21 protein-coding genes are annotated in these 22,218 nt (G+C 73.3%); 17 read left to right on the top strand and 4 right to left on the bottom strand.

What is annotated here, in order from left to right; genetic code table 11:
* Positions 1–330: NTP transferase domain-containing protein (locus tag ACZ7HQ_RS08255; RefSeq protein ID WP_470986357.1), on the bottom strand; the 330-nt coding region annotated here is incomplete at its 3' end.
* A gap of 130 nt (positions 331–460) precedes the next feature.
* Here ACZ7HQ_RS08255 and ACZ7HQ_RS08260 point away from each other — a divergent pair.
* A complete protein-coding gene (locus ACZ7HQ_RS08260) occupies positions 461–775 on the top strand; it encodes a DUF5955 family protein (protein ID WP_470986360.1) in 315 nt (104 codons plus the stop codon).
* A gap of 48 nt (positions 776–823) precedes the next feature.
* On the opposite strand, the gene ACZ7HQ_RS08265 is transcribed toward ACZ7HQ_RS08260, so the two are convergent.
* Entirely contained in the window at positions 824–1,615 is a 792-nt protein-coding gene (locus ACZ7HQ_RS08265) for an IclR family transcriptional regulator (protein WP_470986362.1), read from the bottom strand.
* A gap of 273 nt (positions 1,616–1,888) precedes the next feature.
* Here ACZ7HQ_RS08265 and allB point away from each other — a divergent pair, with 273 nt between their 5' ends.
* The 5 genes from allB to ACZ7HQ_RS08290 all read left to right on the top strand — a co-directional run bounded on the left by allB (position 1,889) and on the right by ACZ7HQ_RS08290 (position 6,587).
* A complete protein-coding gene (gene allB / locus ACZ7HQ_RS08270) occupies positions 1,889–3,229 on the top strand; it encodes an allantoinase AllB (RefSeq protein WP_470986365.1) in 1,341 nt (446 codons plus the stop codon).
* A gap of 57 nt (positions 3,230–3,286) precedes the next feature.
* Positions 3,287–4,402, top strand: a complete 1,116-nt coding sequence (gene alc / locus ACZ7HQ_RS08275; RefSeq protein WP_470986367.1) for an allantoicase — start codon at positions 3,287–3,289, stop codon at positions 4,400–4,402.
* Between the two features lie 122 nt (positions 4,403–4,524).
* Complete coding sequence (locus tag ACZ7HQ_RS08280; protein WP_470986368.1) at positions 4,525–5,334, top strand: AIM24 family protein; 810 nt, start codon at positions 4,525–4,527, stop codon at positions 5,332–5,334.
* 74 nt (positions 5,335–5,408) lie between these two features.
* A complete protein-coding gene (locus tag ACZ7HQ_RS08285; protein WP_470986371.1) occupies positions 5,409–6,035 on the top strand; it encodes a dihydrofolate reductase family protein in 627 nt (208 codons plus the stop codon).
* A 138-nt stretch (positions 6,036–6,173) separates the two neighbouring features.
* Positions 6,174–6,587 carry a guanyl-specific ribonuclease gene (locus ACZ7HQ_RS08290; RefSeq protein WP_470986373.1) on the top strand — a complete coding sequence of 138 codons (414 nt, stop codon included), beginning with the start codon at positions 6,174–6,176 and terminating at the stop codon, positions 6,585–6,587.
* Positions 6,588–6,638: 51 nt separating this feature from the next.
* Here ACZ7HQ_RS08290 and ACZ7HQ_RS08295 read toward each other — a convergent pair whose 3' ends face one another.
* Positions 6,639–6,839 (bottom strand): hypothetical protein, encoded by a 201-nt coding sequence (locus ACZ7HQ_RS08295; protein ID WP_470986375.1) that lies wholly within the window; start codon positions 6,837–6,839, stop codon positions 6,639–6,641.
* A gap of 236 nt (positions 6,840–7,075) precedes the next feature.
* Between ACZ7HQ_RS08295 and ACZ7HQ_RS08300 the strand changes: the two genes are divergently transcribed.
* The 3 genes from ACZ7HQ_RS08300 (at position 7,076) to ACZ7HQ_RS08310 (ending at position 10,284) form a co-directional block, all read left to right on the top strand.
* Complete coding sequence (locus tag ACZ7HQ_RS08300; RefSeq protein ID WP_470987128.1) at positions 7,076–8,293, top strand: sensor histidine kinase; 1,218 nt, start codon at positions 7,076–7,078, stop codon at positions 8,291–8,293.
* A gap of 62 nt (positions 8,294–8,355) precedes the next feature.
* Positions 8,356–9,027 (top strand): response regulator, encoded by a 672-nt coding sequence (locus ACZ7HQ_RS08305; RefSeq protein WP_470986378.1) that lies wholly within the window; start codon positions 8,356–8,358, stop codon positions 9,025–9,027.
* A gap of 72 nt (positions 9,028–9,099) precedes the next feature.
* Positions 9,100–10,284, top strand: a complete 1,185-nt coding sequence (locus ACZ7HQ_RS08310) for a cytochrome P450 family protein (protein WP_470986380.1) — start codon at positions 9,100–9,102, stop codon at positions 10,282–10,284.
* 282 nt (positions 10,285–10,566) lie between these two features.
* On the opposite strand, the gene ACZ7HQ_RS08315 is transcribed toward ACZ7HQ_RS08310, so the two are convergent.
* The gene (locus ACZ7HQ_RS08315; protein WP_470986383.1) at positions 10,567–11,583 is read right to left on the bottom strand and encodes a Gfo/Idh/MocA family protein; all 1,017 of its coding nucleotides are present in this window, start codon (positions 11,581–11,583) and stop codon (positions 10,567–10,569) included.
* 130 nt (positions 11,584–11,713) lie between these two features.
* On the opposite strand from ACZ7HQ_RS08315, the gene ACZ7HQ_RS08320 reads away from it, so the two are divergent.
* From ACZ7HQ_RS08320 to ACZ7HQ_RS08355, 8 genes are all read left to right on the top strand, one after another.
* Positions 11,714–12,451: a GntR family transcriptional regulator gene (locus tag ACZ7HQ_RS08320; protein ID WP_470987129.1), complete on the top strand. Its 738-nt coding sequence runs from the start codon at positions 11,714–11,716 to the stop codon at positions 12,449–12,451.
* Between the two features lie 164 nt (positions 12,452–12,615).
* Positions 12,616–13,620: a sugar ABC transporter substrate-binding protein gene (locus tag ACZ7HQ_RS08325; protein ID WP_470986385.1), complete on the top strand. Its 1,005-nt coding sequence runs from the start codon at positions 12,616–12,618 to the stop codon at positions 13,618–13,620.
* The gene (locus tag ACZ7HQ_RS08330) at positions 13,617–14,645 is read left to right on the top strand and encodes an ABC transporter permease (protein WP_470986388.1); all 1,029 of its coding nucleotides are present in this window, start codon (positions 13,617–13,619) and stop codon (positions 14,643–14,645) included. Before ACZ7HQ_RS08325 ends, ACZ7HQ_RS08330 begins: the two co-directional genes overlap by 4 nt.
* On the top strand, positions 14,642–15,412 hold the full coding sequence (locus ACZ7HQ_RS08335) for an ATP-binding cassette domain-containing protein (protein ID WP_470986390.1): 771 nt from the start codon (positions 14,642–14,644) through the stop codon (positions 15,410–15,412). The genes ACZ7HQ_RS08330 and ACZ7HQ_RS08335 overlap by 4 nt, the downstream gene beginning before the upstream one ends.
* A 117-nt stretch (positions 15,413–15,529) precedes the next feature.
* The gene (locus ACZ7HQ_RS08340) at positions 15,530–16,675 is read left to right on the top strand and encodes an ROK family glucokinase (protein WP_470986393.1); all 1,146 of its coding nucleotides are present in this window, start codon (positions 15,530–15,532) and stop codon (positions 16,673–16,675) included.
* Positions 16,672–17,253: a sugar kinase gene (locus ACZ7HQ_RS08345; protein WP_470986395.1), complete on the top strand. Its 582-nt coding sequence runs from the start codon at positions 16,672–16,674 to the stop codon at positions 17,251–17,253. The genes ACZ7HQ_RS08340 and ACZ7HQ_RS08345 overlap by 4 nt, the downstream gene beginning before the upstream one ends.
* A gap of 97 nt (positions 17,254–17,350) precedes the next feature.
* Positions 17,351–20,203 carry an SNF2-related protein gene (locus ACZ7HQ_RS08350; RefSeq protein ID WP_470986398.1) on the top strand — a complete coding sequence of 951 codons (2,853 nt, stop codon included), beginning with the start codon at positions 17,351–17,353 and terminating at the stop codon, positions 20,201–20,203.
* A complete protein-coding gene (locus ACZ7HQ_RS08355; protein ID WP_470986400.1) occupies positions 20,200–22,218 on the top strand; it encodes an SWIM zinc finger family protein in 2,019 nt (672 codons plus the stop codon). Before ACZ7HQ_RS08350 ends, ACZ7HQ_RS08355 begins: the two co-directional genes overlap by 4 nt.

A 22,218-nucleotide genomic window follows, 5' to 3' on the forward strand; every position in this document is an offset into this window, starting at 1 on the left:
TTGGGGGGCACCCCACCCCCCCCCCCTCCCCCCGGGAGGCGCCCCCCCCCCCCCCAGCCCGGCGCGCAGGGAGGAGCCCATGCCCTCGGCCCAGTCGGGGTTGTCCACGAGCACGCAGCCACTGAGACCGGCGCGCCGGCGGACGTCGTCCGCGCTCGCCCCCAGCACCACGTGGATCCGGCCGCACCCGGCCGCGCGCAGTACCTCCACGGCGTGCTCGACCAGGAGGCGCCCCCGGTGCTCCAGCAGCGCCTTGGGCCGCCCGCCGAGCCGCCTGCCCCCGCCGGCGGCGAGCAGCAGCCCGGCGACCTCGTGAGGGTTGTCCGTCATGCGTCCTGCATACCTGACGCGACGGACGGCGGCCCGTTTCCCGGGGGCTGAATTTCGGTCCGCGCTGTGGCGCTCCCGGACGCGGTGGCGTTTACTGGCCCGCGCACGACGGAGTGTGAGGGGGAGGGCTGTGTTGCGGAGCTTGGGGCAGAGGCCAGTGACCGGCAGTGGCGAGGACCCGAGAGTGGCGGAACTGCGGACCGCGGTGTCCCGGCTGCGCCGCGAACTCGCCGCGCTCCCGGCCGAGTTCCCCGACCGCGCCATAGCCGAGGACGAGCTGGCGGCCCTCGCGGCGATGGCCATGGGCGGCCGACCGGAGACCCCCCGTCTGCGCAGCTCCCTGTTACTGATCGCGGGCGCGATCGGCTCGGTCAGCGCGCTGGCCAGGGGCCTGAAGGAGGTCCGGGAGGCGGTGGACCTCTTCGGGGAGTCTCCGCGCGCCTGAACGCGGGGCGGCCCGCCCCGCCCCCGAACGGCAGGCGGCCCCGAGCTCTCAGGCTCCCGAGCTCGCGAGCGCCTGGGACAGCTCGAGGGCGATCCCCTGGAGCACCGGCACGATCCTCTCGGTGGCCGCTTCCGTCACCCGCCCGGCGGGCCCGGAGATCGAGATCGCCGCGGCCGTCGGGGACTGGGGCACGGACACCGCCAAGCACCGCACCCCTATCTCCTGCTCGTTGTCGTCGACGGCGTACCCCGTCCGCCGTACGTCCTGAAGGGCCGCCAGGAAACCCTCGGGCGTGGTGATCGTCTTCTCCGTCGCGGCCGGCATCCCCGTACGGGACAGCAGCGCCCGCACCTCGTCGTCCGGCACTCCGGCGAGCAGCGCCTTGCCGACGCCGGTGGAGTGGGGCAGCACCCGGCGCCCCACCTCGGTGAACATCCGCATCGAGTGCTTCGACGGCACCTGCGCCACGTACACGATCTCGTCGCCGTCGAGCAGTGCCATGTTCGCCGTCTCGCCGGTCTCCTCGACCAGCCGCGCGAGGTACGGCCGCGCCCACGTGCCGAGCAGCCGGGAGGCGGACTCGCCGAGCCGGATCAGGCGGGGGCCGAGCGCGTACCGCCGGTTCGGCTGCTGGCGGACGTATCCGCACGCGACCAGCGTGCGCATCAGCCGGTGGATGGTCGGCAGCGGCAGCCCGCTGGTCGCGGACAGCTCGCTCAGGCCGACCTCGCCGCCGGCGTCGGCCATACGCTCCAGCAGGTCGAAGGCGCGCTCGAGGGACTGGACCCCGCCCGCGGAGGGCTTGGCGGAGTCGGTGGTGCTGGCGCTGGACGTCGGCACGGCGCGTTCCTTTCGGGACTGGCGGGAGGGCAGAAGCCTACCCGGCGGCCGGTTGACTCCCCGCTTGTGCGTAGCTACGTTCTGCTTGGCGAAATTCTAATTCCACTTTGTGGAAACGTCCAGAGTGTCTGCGCCTGCGCGCCCCCCGGAAGCGTCCCCCCTTGACGGCGGACAGGCGGGAGTGAAGACTCCTTCAACAGAACGTTGAAATCCGTTACGTGAGTGTAAATCCCGTTTCCTGGGCGTAAAACGGCGGTACAGAGAGGGGTTCGGGTGTCCGACGCTGAACTGGTCCTGCGCTCGACGCGCGTCATCACTCCGGAAGGGACGCGGGCCGCCACGGTCACCGTGTCCGCCGGGACGATCACGGCCGTCCTGCCGTACGACGCCGAGGTGCCGGCCGGCGCGCGGCTGGAGGACCTCGGCGACCACGTCCTGCTGCCCGGCCTGGTCGACACCCACGTGCACGTCAACGACCCCGGCCGCACCGAGTGGGAGGGCTTCTGGACCGCCACCCGCGCGGCGGCGGCCGGCGGCATCACCACGCTGATCGACATGCCGCTCAACTCCCTCCCGCCGACCACGACCGCCGAGAACCTGCGGGTGAAGCAGGCCGTGGCCCGCGACAAGGCGCACATCGACGTCGGCTTCTGGGGCGGCGCCCTGCCGGACAACGTCAAGGACCTGCGCACGCTGCACGACGCCGGTGTCTTCGGCTTCAAGGCGTTCCTGTCCCCGTCCGGCGTGGACGAGTTCCCGCACCTCGACCAGGACCAGCTCGCCCAGTCCCTGGCGGAGATCGCCGGCTTCGGCGGTCTGCTGATCGTGCACGCCGAGGACCCGCACCACCTCGCCGACGCCCCGCAGCACGGCGGCCCCAGGTACGCCGACTTCCTCGCCTCCCGCCCGCGCGACGCCGAGGACACGGCCATCGCGAACCTCATCGCGCAGGCCCGCCGCCTGAACGCGCGCGTGCACGTCCTGCACCTGTCCTCCAGCGACGCGCTGCCGCTGATCCGCGCCGCGCGCGCCGAGGGTGTCCGGATCACCGTGGAGACCTGCCCGCACTACCTCACCCTGACCGCCGAGGAAGTCCCGGACGGCGCCAGCGAGTTCAAGTGCTGCCCGCCCATCCGCGAGGCCGCCAACCAGGACCTGCTCTGGGAGGCGCTGGCCGACGGCACCATCGACTGTGTCGTCACCGACCACTCGCCCTCCACCGCCGACCTGAAGACGAGCGACTTCGCCACCGCCTGGGGCGGTATCTCCGGCCTCCAGCTGAGCTTGTCCGCCGTATGGACCGAGGCGCGCAGGCGCGGCCACGGCCTGGAGGACGTCGTGCGCTGGATGTCCACGCGGACGGCCGCCCTGGTCGGCCTGGACGCCGTCAAGGGCGCGATCGCGCCCGGCCGCGACGCCGACTTCGCCGTCCTCGCCCCGGACGAGACCTTCACCGTCGACCCGGCCGGTCTCCAGCACCGCAACCGGGTCACCGCCTACGCCGGCAAGACCCTCCACGGCGTCGTGAAGTCCACCTGGCTGCGCGGCGAACGCATCGTCGCGGACGGCGAGTTCACCGGTCCGAAGGGCACGCTGCTCGCCCGTCCCCAGTAAGCCACCACCCCCGTGCCGCACCGGCGGACGCCCTGCAGAAAGGAATCCCTGATCACCGTGACGGCGATACCCAGCTTCACCGGCGACGCGAACCCCTACGGAGGGGGCGACCCGTACGCGGACTACCGCACCGCCGACTTCCCCTTCGCCCAGTACGCCAACCTCGCCGACCGGCAGCTCGGCGCCGGTGTCATCGCCGCCAACGACGAGTTCTTCGCCCAGCGAGAGAACCTGCTGGTGCCCGAGGCGGCCGAGTTCGACCCCGAGCACTTCGGGCACAAGGGCAAGATCATGGACGGCTGGGAGACCCGCCGCCGGCGCGGCGCCTCCGCCGAGCACCCCTGGCCCACCGCCGAGGACCACGACTGGGCCCTGGTCCGCCTCGGCGCCCCCGGCGTGATCCGCGGGATCGTCGTCGACACCGCCCACTTCCGCGGCAACTACCCGCAGGCGGTCTCGATCGAGGCCACGTCCGTGCCCGGCTCGCCGTCCCCCGAGGAACTGCTGGGCGACGACGTGAAGTGGACGACGATCGTCCCGCGCACCGCCGTCGGCGGCCACGCGGCGAACGGCTTCGAGGTCGCCGTCGAGCAGCGCTTCACCCACCTGCGCGTCAACCAGCACCCCGACGGCGGCATCGCCCGCCTGCGGGTGTACGGCGGGGTGGTACCCGACCCCGAGTGGCTGACGGTTCTGGGCACCTTCGACGTGGTCGCCCTGGAGAACGGCGGCCGGGTCGAGGACGCCTCCAACCTCTTCTACTCCCCGGCCACCAACACCATCCAGCCGGGCCGCTCCCGCAAGATGGACGACGGCTGGGAGACCCGCCGCCGCCGTGACCAGGGCAACGACTGGATCCGCTACCAGCTGGCCGCCCAGGCGCAGATCCGCGCGATCGAGATCGACACGGCCTACCTGAAGGGCAACAGCGCCGGCTGGGCGTCGGTGTCGGTGAAGGACGGCGAGAGCGGCGAGTGGACGGAGATCCTGCCGCGCACCCGTCTCCAGCCCGACACCAACCACCGCTTCGTGCTCCCCGAGCCGGCCGTCGGCACGCACGCGCGCGTGGACATCTTCCCCGACGGCGGCATCTCCCGCCTGCGTCTGTACGGCTCCCTGACCGAGCAGGGCGCGGCCGGCCTCGCCGCCCGGCACCAGGAACTGGGCGGCTGAGCCACCCCGGCCCGCGCGGGGCGCCCTGGCCTGGACAGCACCGGGCCCCCCGCGCGTCACCCGTACGGACCCCGGGTACGGCCCGCTGGAACTCAGGGGTGCGTCTTTCGCGTTCTTCCCACGTGACCCTTCAGCAAGAGATCGTCGGCAACGCCATGCAGATGGCGGTCGTCAACCTGCAGCCCGGCCAGACCGTGTACTGCGAGGCCGGAAAGTTCCTGTTCAAGACGACGAACGTCACGATGGAGACGCGCCTGTCCGGCCCCTCCGCGAACGGCGGCCAACAGGGGCAGGGCGGCGGCATGGGCGGCCTGCTGCGCCAGGCCATGGGCACCGCCATGCAGGTGGGCCAGCGCATGCTCGCGGGCGAGTCCCTGGCGTTCCAGTACTTCACCTCCCAGGGCGGCCAGGGCACGGTCGGCTTCGCCGGCGTGCTCCCCGGCGAGATGCGCGCCCTGGAGCTTGACGGCACGCGCGCGTGGTTCGCCGAGAAGGACGCCTTCGTGGCCGCCGAGTCCACCGTCGACTTCGGCATCGCCTTCGCCGGCGCCCGCACCGGCATGAGCGGCGGCGAGGGCTTCGTCCTGGAGAAGTTCACCGGGTACGGCACGGTGATCATCGCCGGCGCCGGCAACTTCATCGACCTCAACCCGGCGGACTTCGGCGGCCGCATCGAGGTCGACACCGGCTGTGTGGTCGCCTTCGAGGAAGGCATCCAGTACGGCGTCCAGCGCGTCGGCGGCCTCAACCGCCAGGGGATCATGAACGCCGTGTTCGGCGGCGAGGGCCTGTCCCTGGCCACCCTGGAGGGCAACGGCCGGGTGATCCTGCAGTCCCTCACCATCGAGAGCCTCGCCAACGCGCTGAAGAAGGCCCAGGGCGGCGACAAGCAGGGCCCGACGGGTGGCCTCTTCTCGACACACTCCGGCTGAACCGATGAGTTGCGGGTGCGCGCGGGGTCTGAGCCGATGACACGGACCCCGCCCCCGGAAAGAAGGCACCCGCCATGGGCAAGCTCGTCTCCACCGTCTTCGTCACCCTCGACGGCGTCCACCAGGCACCCGGCGGCCCCCAGGAGGACACCCGGGGCGGCTTCGAGCACGGCGGCTGGAGCTTCACCTACGGCGACGACGACTTCGGCCGGTTCGTCACCGAGGTCTTCGGGCGCGCGGGCGCGTTCCTGCTCGGCCGCCGGACGTACGAGATCTTCGCGTCGTACTGGCCGAAGGTGACCGACCCCGCCGACCCGATCGCCGCCAGGCTGAACGCCCTGCCGAAGTACGTCCCCTCGTCCACCCTCACCGACCCCGGCTGGTCCGGCACCACCGTCATCGGCGGCGACCTCGCCAAGGAGGTCACCGCCCTCAAGGAGCGCACCGACGGCGAGCTCCAGGTCCACGGCAGCGGCGCCCTGGTCCGCTCCCTGCTCGGCCTCGGCCTCATCGACACGATCCACCTGGTCACCTTCCCGGTGGTGCTCGGCACCGGCCTGCGCCTGTTCGCCGAGGGCGCCGTACCGACCGCCTTCACGCACACCGCCGGGCACGTCACCCCCACCGGTGTCTCCATCCAGTCCTACGACCTGGCAGGAAGGCCGCGGTACGGCTCGTACGAGCTCTCGGAAAACGCCTAGCCGAAGAGCCGGTGGTTGTGGGGACCGTGTGGGGACGGAGCGCGTCAGGTTAACTCCCCGAAAACTCATCGGACTTGGCGGGAGAATCTTCAACTTTGTCGTTGACATGCCAACATCTACGCGCGTCATCATGAGGGCATGAGATTCCCCCCACGCGCCACTCGTACCGGCGCCGCAGTCGCCCTTCTGTCCGCCCTCCTCGTGGGCGGCACCGTCACCGCCACCACGGCGGACGCCGCCCCCACGACGGCCGTCGCAGCCGCGTCGGCCGGCAGCGTCTGCTACAGCGCCCTGCCCTCCCAGGCCCACGACACCCTGGACCTGATCGACCAGGGCGGCCCCTTCCCGTACTCGCAGGACGGCACCGTCTTCTCCAACCGCGAAGGCGTCCTGCCCAGCCAGCCGTCCGGCTACTACCACGAGTACACGGTGATCACGCCGGGCTCCCCCACGCGCGGTGCCCGGCGCATCGTCACCGGTGAGGAGTCCCAGGAGGACTACTACACCTCCGACCACTACGCCACGTTCAGGCTGGTCGACTTCGGCTGCTGAGCCGGTCGGTTCCGAGGGAACGGTGCGTCCGGCCGGGGGTCCGGTCCGAGCTCAGCCGGACCTCCGGCGCTCCGCGGCGGCGCACAGCGCGAGCCCCAGCACCAGCAGGGTGACGCTCGTGTACAGCTCGTAGCCGTCGAGGAAGCCCAGCCGGCGGAGGAAACCCACACGCCAGTGGGCCAACCCGTGCACCAGGCCCAGTACACCCTCCGCCAGGGCGAGCAGCCCGGTCAGCTCCATCACCTTCTTCATGGCACGACCCTCGCCCCGCGGCGTGCCCCCACGCATCGGCCGCGGGGCGAGCCTGCCCCTTCCGAAGGAGGCGACCCGCCCGGGCGGGACCGCCGAAAGTCCATGGCCGTGCGACTTTGGTCGGCGATCCGCCCCGCCGGTGCGGTCAACGGCACCGCGATTGCCTAGATTTGACGAACGTGAGAGACGACAGGCCCCGACCGGCCGCCGGGCACGCAGCCAGGGTCCGCCGATGGATGTTCCCGTCCGCCGTCCTGCACGAACTGGACCCGGACGCCGGACCCGAGGGCCGGCGGCCCCGGCGCACCGCGCGGGACTGGGCCGTCGACGTGTGCTGTTTCCTGCTGCTGTGCGTCCTGTTCCCGGTGACGGCGGGGAACCTGCTCGACCACCCGGACGTGTCCGGTCCCCTCCTCGACCTCGACCTGGTCCTGGGCGCCCTCTCCTGCGCCACCGTCTGGGTGCGCCGCCGCTGGCCGGTCGGCCTCGCGGTCGTGATGATCCCCGTCGGCTTCCTCTCCGACAGCGCGGGCCCGGCCGCCCTGGTCGTGCTGTTCTCCCTCGCCGTGCACCGGCCGTTCCGCTACGTCGGCTGGATCGGGGGCGCCGACCTCGCACTCCTCCCGCTCTACTACTGGCTCCGCCCGGAACCCGACCTGCCGTACCTCGGCGCCGTCGTCTTCTCCCTGCTGCTCACCGTCTCCGTCGTCGGCTGGGGCATGTTCGTGCGCTCCAAGCGACAGCTCATGCTCAGCCTGCGCGACCGCGCCCGGCACGCCGAGGGCGAGGCCCGGCTGCGTGCCGAGCAGGCCCAGCGGCTGGCCCGCGAGGCCATCGCCCGCGAGATGCACGACGTCCTCGCCCACCGGCTCACCCTGCTCAGCGTGCACGCGGGTGCCCTGGAGTTCCGTCCGGACGCACCGCGCGAGGAGGTCGCCCGGGCCGCCGGAGTCATCCGGGAGAGCGCACACGAGGCGCTGCAGGACCTGCGGGAGATCATCGGCGTGCTGCGGGCCGGAGAGTCCGGGGAACCGGCCGGCGAGCGGCGCCCGACGCTGGCCGCCCTGGACGCCCTGGTCGACGAGTGCCGCGAGGCGGGCATGAAGGTCGACCTGGACCATCGCGTGGCCGACCCGGCCGCCGTGCCCGCCTCCGTCGGCCGCACCGCCTACCGCATCGCCCAGGAGGCCCTGACCAACGCCCGCAAACACGCCCCCGGCGCCGAGGTCACCCTGAGCCTCACCGGCACACCCGGCGACGGCCTCACGCTCGCGGTCACCAACTCGCCGCCCGTCACCGAGCCCGCGCCCGTCCCCGGCTCCGGCCAGGGGCTGATCGGCCTCACCGAACGCGCGAGCCTGGCCGGCGGCCGGCTGGAGCACGGGACCACGGCCGACGGCGGGTTCACGGTACGGGCGTGGCTGCCGTGGGCACAGACCGCACCGACGGCCTGACGATGCCGTCGAACGCCGGTACGGCCCGCGCGCGCCGCCCGCACCGTGATTACGTAAGGGCCATGACGCCGATCAGACTTCTCCTCGTCGACGACGACCCGCTCGTACGGGCCGGACTGGCCCTGATGATCGGTGGGGCCGAGGACATCGAGATCGTCGGGGAGGCCGCGGACGGCGCCCAGGCCGAGGAACTCGTCGCGCGGACCCGGCCGGACGTCGTCCTCATGGACATCCGGATGCCGTCCGTGGACGGCCTCACCGCGACCGGGCGGCTGCGCGCACGGGCGGACGCCCCGCAGGTCGTGGTGCTCACCACCTTCCACGCCGACGAGCAGGTGCTGCACGCCCTGCGCGCGGGCGCCGCCGGATTCGTGCTGAAGGACACGCCGCCCGCCGAGATCGTCGACGCCGTGCGCCGGGTCGCGGCGGGTGACCCCGTCCTGTCGCCCGCGGTCACCCGGCAGTTGATGCGGCACGCGGCCGGCGGCGCCGCCGACGCACGCCAGGCACGCGCGCGTGAGCGGCTCACCGTCCTCAACGACCGCGAGCGCGAGGTCGCCGTAGCGGTCGGCCGCGGCCTCGCCAACGCCCGGATCGCCGCGGAGCTGTTCATGAGCGTGGCCACCGTCAAGACGCACGTCTCCCGCATCCTCGCCAAACTCGGCCTCGACAACCGGGTGCAGATCGCGCTGCTCGCCTACGACGCCGGACTCCTCGAGGACGACGGGCACTAAGCCCGTGCGCCGCCCGTTGTCCCTGTACCGGGAGGCACCCGGTGAGCCTCGGGGGAGTCCGGAAGGGGAGCGATGGACAGGCAACACGTGGTCGATCTGGGGGAGTTCGGGGACGCCCTGCGCGCGGACCCTCATCCGCTGTACGCCCGGCTGCGCGAGCAGGGCCCCGTCCACCTCGTCCGGCTGCCGGACTGGGAGGACCCGGCCTGGCTGGTTGTCGGGTACGACGAGGCGCGGACCGCCCTCGCCGACACCCGGCTGGCCAAGGACACCGCCAAGATCGGCGTGACCGTCATGGACCAGGAGATGCTCGGCCAGCACCTGCTGGCCACCGATCCGCCCCAGCACACCCGCCTGCGCGGCCTGGTCACGCGCGCGTTCACGATGCGCCGGGTGGAACAGCTGCGCCCGCGGATCCAGCAGATCACCGACGAACTGCTGGACGAGATGCTCCCGGCCGGCCGCGCCGACCTCATCGCCTCCCTCGCCTACCCGCTGCCCATCACCGTCATCTGTGAACTCCTCGGCGTCCCGGACATGGACCGCGAGGAGTTCCGCAAGACGTCCACGGAGGTGGTCGCGCCGACCAACGAGCAGACGGCGTACGACGCGGTCGTCAGCCTCGGCGCGTACCTCACCGAGCTGATCGAGGACAAGCGCCGCTCGGGCTCCGCCGACGACCTGCTCAGCGATCTGATCCGCACCACCGCCGAGGACGGCGACCGGCTCTCCGCGCAGGAACTGCGCGGCATGGCCTTCCTGCTGCTGATCGCCGGCCACGAGACCACCGTCAACCTCATCGGCAACGGCGTCCACGCCCTCCTGACCCACCCCGGCCAACTCGCCGCCCTGCGCGCCGACATGAGCCTCCTGGACGGCGCCGTCGAGGAGACGCTGCGCTACGAGGGCCCGGTGCAGAGCGCCACCTACCGGTTCGCCGCCGAGCCCCTGGAGATCGCCGGTACGGCCATCGAGCGGGGCGCCCATGTGGTGATCAGCCTCACCGCCGCCCAGCGCGACGGCGAGCGCTACGACGACCCGCACCGCTTCGACATCCGCCGCGACACCCGCGGCCACCTCGCCTTCGGTCACGGCATCCACTACTGCCTGGGCGCACCCCTGGCCCGCCTGGAGGGCCCCACGGCCATCGGCACCCTCCTCCGCCGCGCCCCCGGCCTCGCCCTGGACGGCGACCCGGGCGAATGGCTCCCGGGCCTGCTGATGAGAGGCGTACGCAGCCTGCCAGTGCGCTGGTAGTTCCCCGGGGCCGACACCCTGCCCCGCCGAGCCGCCGGTGCCGGCGCCCGCCGGGGAGTCGTGGTCGTACCGGCGTGGCTGTGGGCCGTGGGGCCGCCGGGCCGGCGCCTGCCCGGCGGTGGTGGTCGTCCTCGCGCAGCCGCGGGCAGTCGTGCCGCCGGGGCGGCACGGTTGGGCGCGGCGGCACCCTGTCGGCGCCGGTGAGCGGCCCGGCCCCCGGCCGGCCCCGGCCGACGGTCCGCCGGACCCGCCGCCCGCCGTACCGCAGCCGTACCGGCCCCGCTACGACGCCCGCACCCGGTCCGGGATGTCGGTGAGGGGCACCGGGCGCCGCTCCCGTCGGGAGACCTCGCAGGCCTCGGCGATCCGCAGGGCCTGGAGGGCTTCGTGGCCGTCGCACGGATTGGGGCGCTCGCCGCGGATCACGTCCACGAAGGCGTTCAGTTCCGCCTCGTACGCGGGCCCGAACCGTTCCAGGAAGCCCGTCCACGGCTTGTCCGCGGGCGGCGGCCCGGTCGGCTCGGTGGACGCGAGCGGCGTACGGTCGTCCAGGCCCACCACCACGGTGTCCCGCTCCCCGGCCAGCTCCATGCGCACGTCGTAGCCGGCGCCGTTCAGCCGGGTCGCCGTCGCCGTGGCGAGCGTGCCGTCGTCCAGCGTGAGCAGCGCCGCGCCCGTACCGACGTCACCGGCGTCGCGGAACAGCGGGAGACCGCCGTCCGTGCCGGTGGCGTACACCTCGGCCACCTCACGCCCCGTCACCCAGCGCAGCACGTCGAAGTCGTGGATCAGCGTGTCCCGGAACAGCCCGCCGGACAGCGGCAGCCACTCGGCCGGGGGCGGCGACTGGTCGCAGGTCATCGCGCGCACGGTGTGCAGCCGGCCCAGCCGCCCCCCGCGGACGGCCTCGCGGGCGCCGGCGTATCCCGCGTCGAAGCGCCGCTGGAACCCCATCTGCAGAACCGTTCCAGCTGTCTCCACCTCGGCGAGCGCCTGCAGCGTGCCCGGCAGGTCGAGGGCGATCGGCTTCTCGCAGAACACCGGCAGGCCCGAGCGTGCCGCCCGGCCGATCAGATCGGCATGGGCCGATGTCGCCGCGGTGATCACCACCGCGTCCACGCCCCACTTGAAGATCTCGTCCACCCCCGGCGCCGCGGTCTCGCCGAGCCGCTGGGCCAGCCCCTGCGCCCGCGCCGGTTCCGCGTCCGTCAGGATCAGCGAACCGACCTCGCGGTGACGGCTGAGCGTCCTCGCGTGAAGGGTGCCGATGCGGCCCGTACCGATGACCCCGATGCGCATGGAAACAAAGTGAGGGCGGAGCCCGTACCCTGTCAATGTGTATGTCCGGACAATCGGACTTCACAACTTCCCGTCAACCGATCACGGGACTACGCTCGGGCCCGTGCCGAAACCAGATGTGGACCCGACCGTGTCGCTCGACCTCCGCGTGGACCGTAGCTCCCCGGTGCCGCTGTACTTCCAGCTCTCCCAGCAGCTGGAGGCCGCCATCGAGCACGGCACCCTCACCCCGGGCAGCCTGCTGGGCAACGAGATCGAGCTGGCCGCGCGGCTCGGCCTGTCCCGGCCGACCGTCCGCCAGGCCATCCAGTCGCTCGTCGACAAGGGGCTCCTCGTGCGCCGCCGCGGCGTCGGTACGCAGGTGGTGCACAGCCAGGTCAAGCGCCCGCTGGAGCTGAGCAGCCTCTACGACGACCTGGAGGCGGCCGGCCAGCGCCCCGCGACCAAGGTCCTGGTCAACACCGTGCTGCCGGCGTCCGCCGCCGTCGCCGCGGCGCTCGGTGTCCCCGAGGGCAGTGACGTGCACCGCGTCGAACGGCTGCGCCTCGCGCACGGCGAGCCGATGGCGTACCTGATCAACCACCTCCCGCCCGGCCTGCTCGACCTGGACACCGACCAGCTGGAGGCCACCGGCCTGTACCGGCTGATGCGTTCCGCCGGGATCACCCTGCACAGTGCCCGCCAGTCGATCGGCGCCCGCGGCGCGACCGCCGCCGAGGCCGAGCGGCTCGGCGAGACCGAGGGCGCCCCGTTGCTCACCATGCAGCGCACCACCTTCGACGACACCGGCCGAGCGGTCGAGTTCGGCGACCACATCTACCGTCCGACGCGCTACTCCTTCGAGTTCCAGCTGCTCGTCCGGCCGTGACGGACGCCGCCGGATTCGCCACAATGTCCGGACAATAGGAGGGGTTGTCGCCCCCCGGTCATGTCACGAGTGTTCATGGTGTTCGATACTGAAGTATTTGGGGCCGCTGAGCTGATCACCGGCCCCTTCTGTACGGACGGACACACCAAGAAGGGCACGGCCTCGTGGCACGGTTTCGGACCTGGGTAGGCATAGCGCTGGCGGGGACACTCTCCGTGTCCCTGGCGGGGTGCAGCAGCACGGGCGGCAAACGGGCGGAGGACGCCCGCAGGGCCGCCGCCGCCCAGGGGAGGGCCGCGGTGAACACCCCCCGCTGGACCTTCGCGATGATCACCCACTCGGGAGACGGCGACACCTTCTGGGACATCGTGCAGAGCGGCGCCAAGCAGGCCGCCGTCAAGGACAACATCAACTTCCTCTACTCGCACGACGACCAGGCCCAGCAGCAGGCCCAGCTGGTGGACGCGGCCGTCGACAAGAAGGTCGACGGCATCATCGTCACCCTCGCCAAGCCGGAGGCCATGAAGGCCGCCGTGGCCCGCGCCGAGAAGGCCGGCATCCCGGTCATCACCGTGAACTCCGGCTCCGCGGAGTCCAAGGCCTTCGGCGCCCTCACCCACATCGGCCAGGACGAGACGGTCGCGGGCGAGGCCGTCGGCGACGAGCTGAACAAGCGCGGGAGGAAGAAGGCCCTGTGCGTGCTGCACGAGCAGGGCAACGTCGGCCACGAGCAGCGCTGCGACGGCGTCGCCAAGGCCTTCCACGGCACGCTGCAGAAGCTCTACGTCAACGGCACCGACATGCCCGACGTCCAGTCCGCCATCGAGGCAAAGCTCCAGGCCGACAGCTCCATCGACTCCGTCGTCACCCTCGGCGCGCCCTACGCGGACACCGCCGTGAAGGCCAGGACGGACGCGGGCAGCAAGGCCGAGATCGACACCTTCGACCTCAACGCCAAGGTCGCGGCCTCGCTGAAGGCGGGCACCCTCGGCTTCGCCGTGGACCAGCAGCCGTACCTCCAGGGCTACGAGGCGGTCGACCTGCTGTGGGCCTACAGGTACAACGGCGACGTCCTCGGCGGCGGCAGGCCGGTCCTGACCGGCCCGCAGATCGTCACCAGGGACCAGGCCTCCGCGCTGGCCGGGTACACCGAGCGGGGCACCCGATGAGCACGGCTTCTGATGAAAGGATTCTGCAGGCCTCCCCGCTGCGGAAGCTGCTCACCCGCCCGGAACTGGGCTCGGTCGTCGGCGCGCTCGCCGTCCTCGTCTTCTTCGCCTTCGCCGCCGACGGCTTCCTGCGCGCCTCCAGCCTCAGCACGGTCCTGTACGCGTCCTCGACCATCGGCATCATGGCCGTACCCGTCGCCCTGCTGATGATCGGCGGCGAGTTCGACCTGTCGGCCGGCGTCCTGGTGACGTCGTCCGCGCTGGTCTCCTCGATGTTCAGCTACCAGATGACGGCGAACACCTGGGTCGGCGTCGGCGTGTCCCTGCTGACCACGCTGGCCATCGGCGCCTTCAACGGGTTCGTGCTCACTCGCACCAAGCTGCCCAGCTTCATCGTCACGCTGGGCACCTTCCTCATGCTGACCGGCATGAACCTCGGCTTCACCAAGCTGATCGACGGCACGGTCTCCACCAAGACCATCGCCGACATGGAGGGCTTCCCGAGCGCCCACGCCGTCTTCGCCTCGACCCTCACCGTCGGCGGGGTCGACTTCAAGGTCACGATCCTGTGGTGGCTGGGCCTGGTCGCCCTCGCCTCCTGGATCCTGCTGCGCACCCGCGCCGGCAACTGGATCTTCGCCGTCGGCGGCAGCCAGGACGCGGCCCGCGCGCTCGGCGTCCCGGTCGCCCGGACCAAGACCGGCCTCTACATGGGCGTGGCCTTCGGCGCCTGGGTCTGCGGCCAGCACCTGCTCTTCTCCTTCGACGCCGTCCAGTCCGGCGAGGGCGTCGGCAACGAGCTGATCTACATCATCGCGGCGGTCATCGGCGGCTGCCTGATCACCGGCGGCTACGGCAGCGCGATCGGCTCCGCCGTGGGCGCCCTCCTCTTCGGCATGACCAGCAAGGGCATCGTCTTCGCCGAGTGGAACCCCGACTGGTTCAAGTTCTTCCTCGGAGCGATGCTGCTCCTCGCGACCCTGCTCAACGCCTGGGTCCGACGGCGCGCGGAGGCGACCAAGTGACACTCGTGGAGCTGACCGGCGTCAGCAAGCACTACGGCACCGTCCGCGCCCTGGAAGGCGTCTCCCTGGAGGTCCACGCCGGTGAGGTCACCTGCGTCCTGGGCGACAACGGCGCGGGCAAGTCGACCCTGATCAAGATGATCGCGGGGCTGCACCGCCACGACGGCGGCACCCTGCGCATCGAGGGCGAGGAGACCCACCTCGCCTCCCCGCGCGAGGCCCTCGACCGGGGCATCGCCACGGTCTACCAGGACCTGGCCGTCGTCCCGCTGATGCCGGTCTGGCGCAACTTCTTCCTGGGCTCCGAGCCCCGCAAGGGCGTCGGCCCCTTCAAGCGCCTCGACATCGGCCTCATGCGCCGCACCACCCGCGAGGCACTGCTCCGCATGGGCATCGACCTCCGGGACGTCGACCAGCCCATCGGCACCCTCTCCGGCGGCGAACGCCAGTGCGTGGCGATCGCCCGCGCGGTCCACTTCGGCGCGAAGGTCCTGGTCCTGGACGAGCCGACGGCGGCACTGGGGGTGAAGCAGTCCGGGATGGTGCTGAAGTATGTGGCAGCGGCACGCGACGAGGGCCTGGGCGTTGTTCTGATCACCCACAACCCGCACCACGCGTACCTGGTGGGCGACCGTTTCGTCCTGCTCCGGCGCGGCACGATGGTGGGCAATTACACACGGGACGAAACAACGCTGGACGAACTGACCCGGCAGATGGCCGGCGGCTCCGACCTGGACGCTCTGCGCCACGAACTGCAGCGGAGTTGAGGGGCGCGGGGACCTGCGCGAGAGGCCACGACGCACCCGCACGCGGCAACGATCGCGCACCCCGTCCCCCCGCCCGCGCGCAGCACTCGGCGAGAGCGTGCGGCACAATCGACGCCGATGAGCACCTACCGCGACCTCACCGCCCCCATCGGCTCCCGCCGAGCCCCGGTCCTGCGCACCGTCGGCACGAGAGAGCGCCGGTCACACCTGACCGCACCCCGTGTGCCGACGGTCGGCATCGACATCGGCGGCACCAAGGTCATGGCGGGCGTCGTGGACGCCGACGGCAACATCCTGGAGAAGCTCCGCACGGAGACCCCGGACAAGTCCAAGAGCCCGAAGGTCGTCGAGGACACCATCGTCGAACTGGTCCTGGACCTGTCCGACCGGCACGACGTGCACGCGGTCGGCATCGGCGCGGCCGGCTGGGTCGACGCCGACCGCAACCGCGTCCTGTTCGCGCCCCACCTGTCCTGGCGCAACGAGCCCCTGCGCGACCGCCTCAGCGGCCGCCTCTCCGTGCCGGTCCTCGTGGACAACGACGCCAACACCGCCGCCTGGGCGGAGTGGCGCTTCGGCGCGGGGCGTGGCGAGGACCACCTCGTCATGATCACGCTCGGTACCGGCATCGGCGGCGCCATCCTGGAGGACGGTCAGGTCAAGCGGGGCAAGTTCGGCGTCGCCGGTGAGTTCGGCCATATGCAGGTCGTCCCCGGCGGGCACCGCTGCCCCTGCGGCAACCGCGGCTGCTGGGAGCAGTACAGCTCCGGCAACGCGCTGGTCCGCGAGGCCAAGGAGCTGGCCGCCGCCGACTCGCCGGTGGCCTACGGGATCATCGAGCACGTCAAGGGCAACATCGACGACATCAGCGGCCCGATGATCACCGAGCTGGCCCGTGAGGGCGACGCCATGTGCGTCGAACTGCTCCAGGACATCGGCCAGTGGCTCGGCGTCGGCATCGCCAACCTCGCCGCCGCCCTCGACCCCTCCTGCTTCGTCATCGGCGGTGGCGTCTCGGCCGCCGACGACCTGCTCATCGGCCCCGCCCGGGACGCCTTCAAACGCCACCTCACCGGCCGCGGCTACCGCCCCGAGGCCCGCATCACCCGCGCCCAGCTCGGCCCCGAGGCCGGCATGGTCGGCGCCGCCGACCTGGCCCGGCTGGTCGCCCGCCGGTTCCGCCGCGCCAAGCGCCGCCGGGTGGAGCGGTACGAGCGCTACGAGCGGTACGCCCAGGCCCGCCGCGACCAGGACACCGCATGACCGCCTCCCTGCCCCGCCAGGCCGCCCCGCCGGACGGGCCCGACCGCCTTGCCGAGAACCCCGGGCACAAGGCCAGGCGCCGCGCGCTCACCCTGCTGATCATCGGCCTGCTGATCGGCGTCCCGGCGGGCTACCTGGTGATCTCCGCGAACCAGAGCCGGGACAGCGGCAAGGACAAGGAGGCCAGGTACTCGGCGACCGGCCTGACCCCGGGCTGGCCGTCGAAGGTGCAGCGCCGCCTCTACCAGGTGAGCGTCCCGCACCCCGCCGACTCGGTCGCCTCCTACGAGACCAACAACTGGAAGACCAGCCGGCTCTACGTGCGGTTCCGCACCAACGCCGCCGGCCTGGACGGCTTCCTGCAGACCATGGGCGCCCGCCGGGACGAGCTGAAGAAGGGCGACATCGCCATCGGCACCCGCGACCAGAAGGTCAGCGGCTGGCACTTCACCGGGCCCGGCCCTTGGTGGGGACTCACCCACGAGCAGAAGAACCCGGCGCCGACCCAGGACGTGGTCGTGAACCTGTCCGACCCGAAGGACCCGGTGGTCTACGTCGTCTCCCGCACAGTGCCGTGAGCACCGGCCCCGGCCGGTCCCCGGGGCCGATTGTCAGACCCCGCCCGTACAGTCGAAGACGTCTGATCGGACGCACGGGCGGGAGGTGGCAGGACGTATGGCGGAAAGGCTGACCGGTGCAGCGGCCGCGGTGGCCGAGCGCACGGGAGGCGCCGTCCCGGCCGGGGATCCGGCCCCGGTGCGCCTCGCCTCCGTCTACCTGCCCGCGCCCCTCCCGCGCGAGGGCCGCATCGCCTTCTGGGACCCCGACGGCGGCTCCGTCGAGGGCGGCACCACCGAGCTCACGGTCGTCCGACGGCACGGTGCCGGGGTGCGCCGCCGGCAGGTGCCCGCGCTGACCCTGCCGCTCGCCGAGGCCCTCCCGCTGCTGGTCCGGGCCCGCCGCGACCCGGCCGCCCATCCGGCCACGGCCTGCTGGGGTGCCGCCGCGCTGCACGCGCTGCGGCTGGTCGCCCGCGGCCGCCTGTTGCCGGGCCTGACCCCGGCCGGGCACGACGCCTGGCGGGCCGGCCCGCTGGAGCCCGACGACATCGCCCACCTGCGCGCGGTGGCGGCGGCCCTGCCCCCGGAGGGCCACGCCGTGCCGCTCGCGGGCCCCGGGCCGCTTCGGCTGCCCGCGCCCGAGGCCCTGATCCGCTCCTTCCTGGACGCGGTCGCCGACACCCTGCCCCGCACCCCGGCTGCCCCCTACACCTGCGGCCGGCCCTTCGCCGCCCACGAACCGGTGGCGCTGCCGCAGGCCCATGAGTGGGCGGCCGAGGTCGCCGCCGGCATGGACGCCGGGGTGCGGATCTCGCTCCGCCTGGACCTGTCGGCGTACGACGTCTTCGACGCCGGCGAGCACGACGGCACCCGTGCCGCGGGCGCGGCCGTCGTACAGGTGCACAGCCTCGCCGACCCCACCCTGGTGGCGGACGCGGCGGCCCTGTGGGCGGGCGAGGCCGACACCGCGTTCGGGCCGCGCGCGCGGGTGGACGCCGCCCTCGCCGTGCGGCGCGCCGCACGCGTGTGGCCACCCCTGGACCGGCTCGCCGCACAGGACGTGCCCGACGTGCTCGCCCTGTCCGAGGAGGAGCTGGGCGAACTGCTCGGTGTCGGGGCCACCCGGCTGGCCGCCGCCGGGGTCGCCGTGCACTGGCCGCGGGACCTCGCCCGCGACCTCACGGCCGCAGCCGTGGTCCGCCCGGCGCCCGGCTCGGCGACCGACGGCACCGGCTTCTTCGCGAGCGAGGAACTGCTGCAGTTCCGCTGGCAGTTGGCGCTCGGCGGGGATCCGCTCAGCGAAACCGAGATGGACGCCCTCGCGGAGGCCCACCGTCCGGTCGTGCGGCTGCGGGACCGCTGGGTGCTGGTCGACCCGGCGCTCGTCCGCAAGGCCCGCAAGCGCGAACTGGGCCTGCTCGACCCGGTCGACGCGCTGTCCGTCGCGCTCACCGGCACCGCCGACGTCGACGGCGAGAGGGTCGAGGCCGTCCCGGTCGGCGCGCTGGCCGCCCTCCGCGACCGGCTCACCGGGGGCCTGGGCCCCGCCGACCCGCCCCCGGGCCTCGCCGCGACCCTCCGCGACTACCAACTGCGCGGCCTGGCCTGGCTCGACCTCATGACGTCCCTGGGCCTCGGCGGCTGCCTCGCCGACGACATGGGCCTCGGCAAGACCGTCACCCTCATCGCCCTGCACCTCAGGCGCGCCCGCCCCGAGCCGACCCTCGTGGTCTGCCCGGCCTCCCTGCTCGGCAACTGGCAGCGGGAGATCATCCGGTTCGCCCCCCAGGTCCCCGTCCGCCGCTTCCACGGCCCCGACCGCACCCTGGACTCTCTGGACGGCGGCTTCGTCCTCACCACCTACGGCACCATGCGCTCCACCGCGGCCCGCCTGGCCGAACAGCCCTGGGGCATGGTCGTCGCCGACGAGGCCCAGCACGTGAAGAACCCCTACTCGGCCACCGCCAAGGCCCTGCGCACCATCCCGGCCCCCGCGCGCGTGGCCCTCACCGGCACCCCGGTGGAGAACAACCTCTCCGAACTGTGGGCCCTGCTCGACTGGACCACCCCGGGACTCCTCGGCCCCCTCAAGTCCTTCCGCGCCCGGCACGCGCGAGCGGTGGAGAATGGCGAGGACGAGCAGGCGGTCGAGCGCCTCGCCCGCCTGGTACGCCCGTTCCTGCTGCGCCGCAAGAAGTCCGACCCCGGCATCGTCCCCGAACTGCCGCCCAAGACCGAGACGGACCATCCCGTGCCGCTCACCCGCGAACAGACCGCGCTGTACGAGGCGGTGGTGCGCGAGTCGATGCTGGCCATCGAGACCGCCGAGGGCATCGCCCGCCGCGGCCTGGTCCTGAAGCTGCTGGGCGCGCTGAAGCAGATCTGCGACCACCCGGCGCTGTATCTGAAGGAGGAGGCACACCCCGACCGGCTCGCCGCCCGCTCCGGCAAACTCGCCCTCCTGGACGAGCTGTTGGACACCCTGCTCGCCGAGGACGGCTCGGCGCTCGTCTTCACCCAGTACGTCGGCATGGCCCGTCTCATCACGGCCCACCTGGCCGCCCGTGCGATCCCCGTGGACCTGCTGCACGGCGGCACCCCGGTCCCGGAGCGCGAGCGCATGGTGGACCGCTTCCAGGACGGCCGGACCCCGGTGCTCGTCCTGTCCCTGAAGGCGGCGGGCACCGGCCTGAACCTCACCCGCGCGGGCCACGTCGTCCACTTCGACCGCTGGTGGAACCCCGCCGTCGAGGAACAGGCCACCGACCGTGCCTACCGCATCGGCCAGACCCAGCCGGTCCAGGTCCACCGCCTGGTCACCGAGGGCACGGTCGAGGACCGCATCGCCGAGATGCTCGCCGCCAAGCGCGCCCTGGCCGACGCCGTCCTCGGCTCCGGCGAGGCGGCCCTCACCGAACTCACCGACCGCGAGCTGTCCGACCTCGTCTCCCTGCGGAGGCCGTCGTGACGAGCGGGGAACAGCGTCCCGGCGACGCCGCCCGCCGTGCTCTGCGGGAGGCGAGGCAGCGGGCGGAAGCAGGGCGGGAGGAGGCCCTGGAGGAGCAGGCGGCGTCCGGGCACGCGGCCGGCCGGCCCGGCACCGTGGGGCCGAGGCCCGCGGACGTCGCGCGGGCGGCCCTCCGGTCGGCCCTGCCCGGCGACCCGGCCGCGTCTGACGGCAGCACGACAACAGGCCCCGCCGCACGGTCTGATGACGCGGAGGCGCTCGCCGGCATGACGCGCTCCGCGGACGGCCCCGGGCCCGGAGCCCCGGCGCACACAGCAGGTGCGGGCGACCGCGACGTGCCCGCGCCCGCCCGTGGGGAGCGGCCCGGGATGCGCCCCGCCGACGCGGCCAGGGAGGCCCTGCGGTCCGCCCGCCGGGAGGCGCTGCGTGCCGAGGCCGAGGCGGACGAGGCCGCCGCGCGTGGCCGGCGCTCGCGGGAGCCGCGTACCCGACGCGGGCCGCGCGCGACCGGCGGCTCCGGCTCCCCGCCGCCGCGTACCGCTTCCGTCCCCGGGCCGGAGTCCCCGGCCGCCCGCGTCAAGGCCGCCCAGGACATGCGGCACTACCTGTCCAACGCCTTCCGGATGCCGGAGTGGACCGACACCCCGAAGGACGAGACCCCCGGGACCGGCACCACCGAGCCGCCCCCCGGCACCGCTGCCGCCGGGCCGGGGCCGGCGCGGGACGAGCCGGCGTCCCCGCACCTGCCCGCCACCATGGCCACCCCGCACCGCGACTCCGAACTGCGCCGCACCTTCCCCGAGTTCGCGCCCCGCGGGACCACCGACGAGGGGACGCCGTTCGCCGGGACCTGGTGGGGCAACGCCTGGGTCGAGGCGCTGGAGCGGGGTGCGCTGGACGCCAAGAGGGTGGCGCGCGGCCGCGGTTACGCCGACCAGGGGCACGTCGACGCGATCACCGTGACTCCGGGGCTCGTGCTGGCGTACGTGCGCGGGAGCCGGCCCCGGCCGTACCGGGTCCAGGTGCGGGTGCGCACGCTGGAGGACGAGGACTGGGCGCGCATCCTGGACGCGGCCGCCGACCGGCCCGGGCACATCGCCGCACTGCTCGACAAGGAACTGCCCCCGTCCCTCGCCGACTGCGGTGTGCCCCTGCTGCCCGGCCCCGGAGACCTCGACGCACGCTGCAGCTGTCCCGACTCCGGGCACCCCTGCAAGCACGCGGCCGCGCTCTGCTACCAGACGGCACGGCTGCTCGACGCCGACCCGTTCGTGCTGCTCCTGCTGCGCGGCCGGGGCGAGAAGAACCTGCTCGACGCCCTGTCCCGGCGCAGCGCCGCCCGCGCCGCCCAGGAGCGACGGCCGGCGTCCCTGCCCGGCGTGCGCGCCACCGACGTCCTCGCCCCGCGCGGGCTCCCGCCGCTCCCACCGCCGTTGCCGGCACTCCCGCACCCCGAGCAGCCCCCGGTGTATCCGGCGGCGCCCGGCGGCCCGGACCCCTTCGCGCTGGACCAGCTGGCGACGGACGCGGCCGCCCGCGCCCACGCGCTGCTCGGCACCGGACGCGACCCGGTGGGCGAGCTGACGCTGTGGCAGGACGCGGTGCGGCTGGCCGCCGGCCGTCCCGGCTCCGGGCTCACGGCCACCACCCGCACCCTCTACGCCGCACTCGCCACGGCCACGGACCGCACCCCGGCCGACCTCGCGCGTGCCGTCGCCGCCTGGCGGCAGGGCGGCCTCGCGGGGCTGGCCGTCCTGGAGGAGCCCTGGGACCCGCCGGCCGGCCGCTTCGACCGGGCCCGTCCGCTGCTGCTCGCCGCCGACCTGCCCGCGTTCCGGCCCTGGCGCAACCGCCTCACCCACCCGCGCGGTCACGTCCAGCTCCGCCTCGGCCGGGACGGCCTGTGGTACGCCTACGAGTCGGAAGCCGGGAAGGACGACTGGTGGCCCCGCGGCACGCCCGACCTGGACCCGGTGGGCGCCCTGACCGGCCTCGGCACACCGGACGACGTCTAG

It is taken from the genome of Streptomyces sp. NPDC037290 (assembly GCF_055603245.1).

Excerpts from the sequence above, each read along its gene's own strand:
- ACZ7HQ_RS08310 (WP_470986380.1), top strand. The coding sequence starts at position 9,100 with ATGGACAGGCAACACGTGGTCGATCTGGGGGAGTTCGGGGACGCCCTG.
- ACZ7HQ_RS08305 (WP_470986378.1), top strand. The coding sequence starts at position 8,356 with ATGACGCCGATCAGACTTCTCCTCGTCGACGACGACCCGCTCGTACGG.
- ACZ7HQ_RS08300 (WP_470987128.1), top strand. The coding sequence starts at position 7,076 with ATGTTCCCGTCCGCCGTCCTGCACGAACTGGACCCGGACGCCGGACCC.
- ACZ7HQ_RS08285 (WP_470986371.1), top strand. The coding sequence starts at position 5,409 with ATGGGCAAGCTCGTCTCCACCGTCTTCGTCACCCTCGACGGCGTCCAC.
- ACZ7HQ_RS08315 (WP_470986383.1), bottom strand. The coding sequence starts at position 11,583 with ATGCGCATCGGGGTCATCGGTACGGGCCGCATCGGCACCCTTCACGCG.
- ACZ7HQ_RS08290 (WP_470986373.1), top strand. The coding sequence starts at position 6,174 with ATGAGATTCCCCCCACGCGCCACTCGTACCGGCGCCGCAGTCGCCCTT.
- ACZ7HQ_RS08295 (WP_470986375.1), bottom strand. The coding sequence starts at position 6,839 with ATGAAGAAGGTGATGGAGCTGACCGGGCTGCTCGCCCTGGCGGAGGGT.
- ACZ7HQ_RS08350 (WP_470986398.1), top strand. The coding sequence starts at position 17,351 with ATGGCGGAAAGGCTGACCGGTGCAGCGGCCGCGGTGGCCGAGCGCACG.
- ACZ7HQ_RS08330 (WP_470986388.1), top strand. The coding sequence starts at position 13,617 with ATGAGCACGGCTTCTGATGAAAGGATTCTGCAGGCCTCCCCGCTGCGG.
- ACZ7HQ_RS08340 (WP_470986393.1), top strand. The coding sequence starts at position 15,530 with ATGAGCACCTACCGCGACCTCACCGCCCCCATCGGCTCCCGCCGAGCC.
- ACZ7HQ_RS08345 (WP_470986395.1), top strand. The coding sequence starts at position 16,672 with ATGACCGCCTCCCTGCCCCGCCAGGCCGCCCCGCCGGACGGGCCCGAC.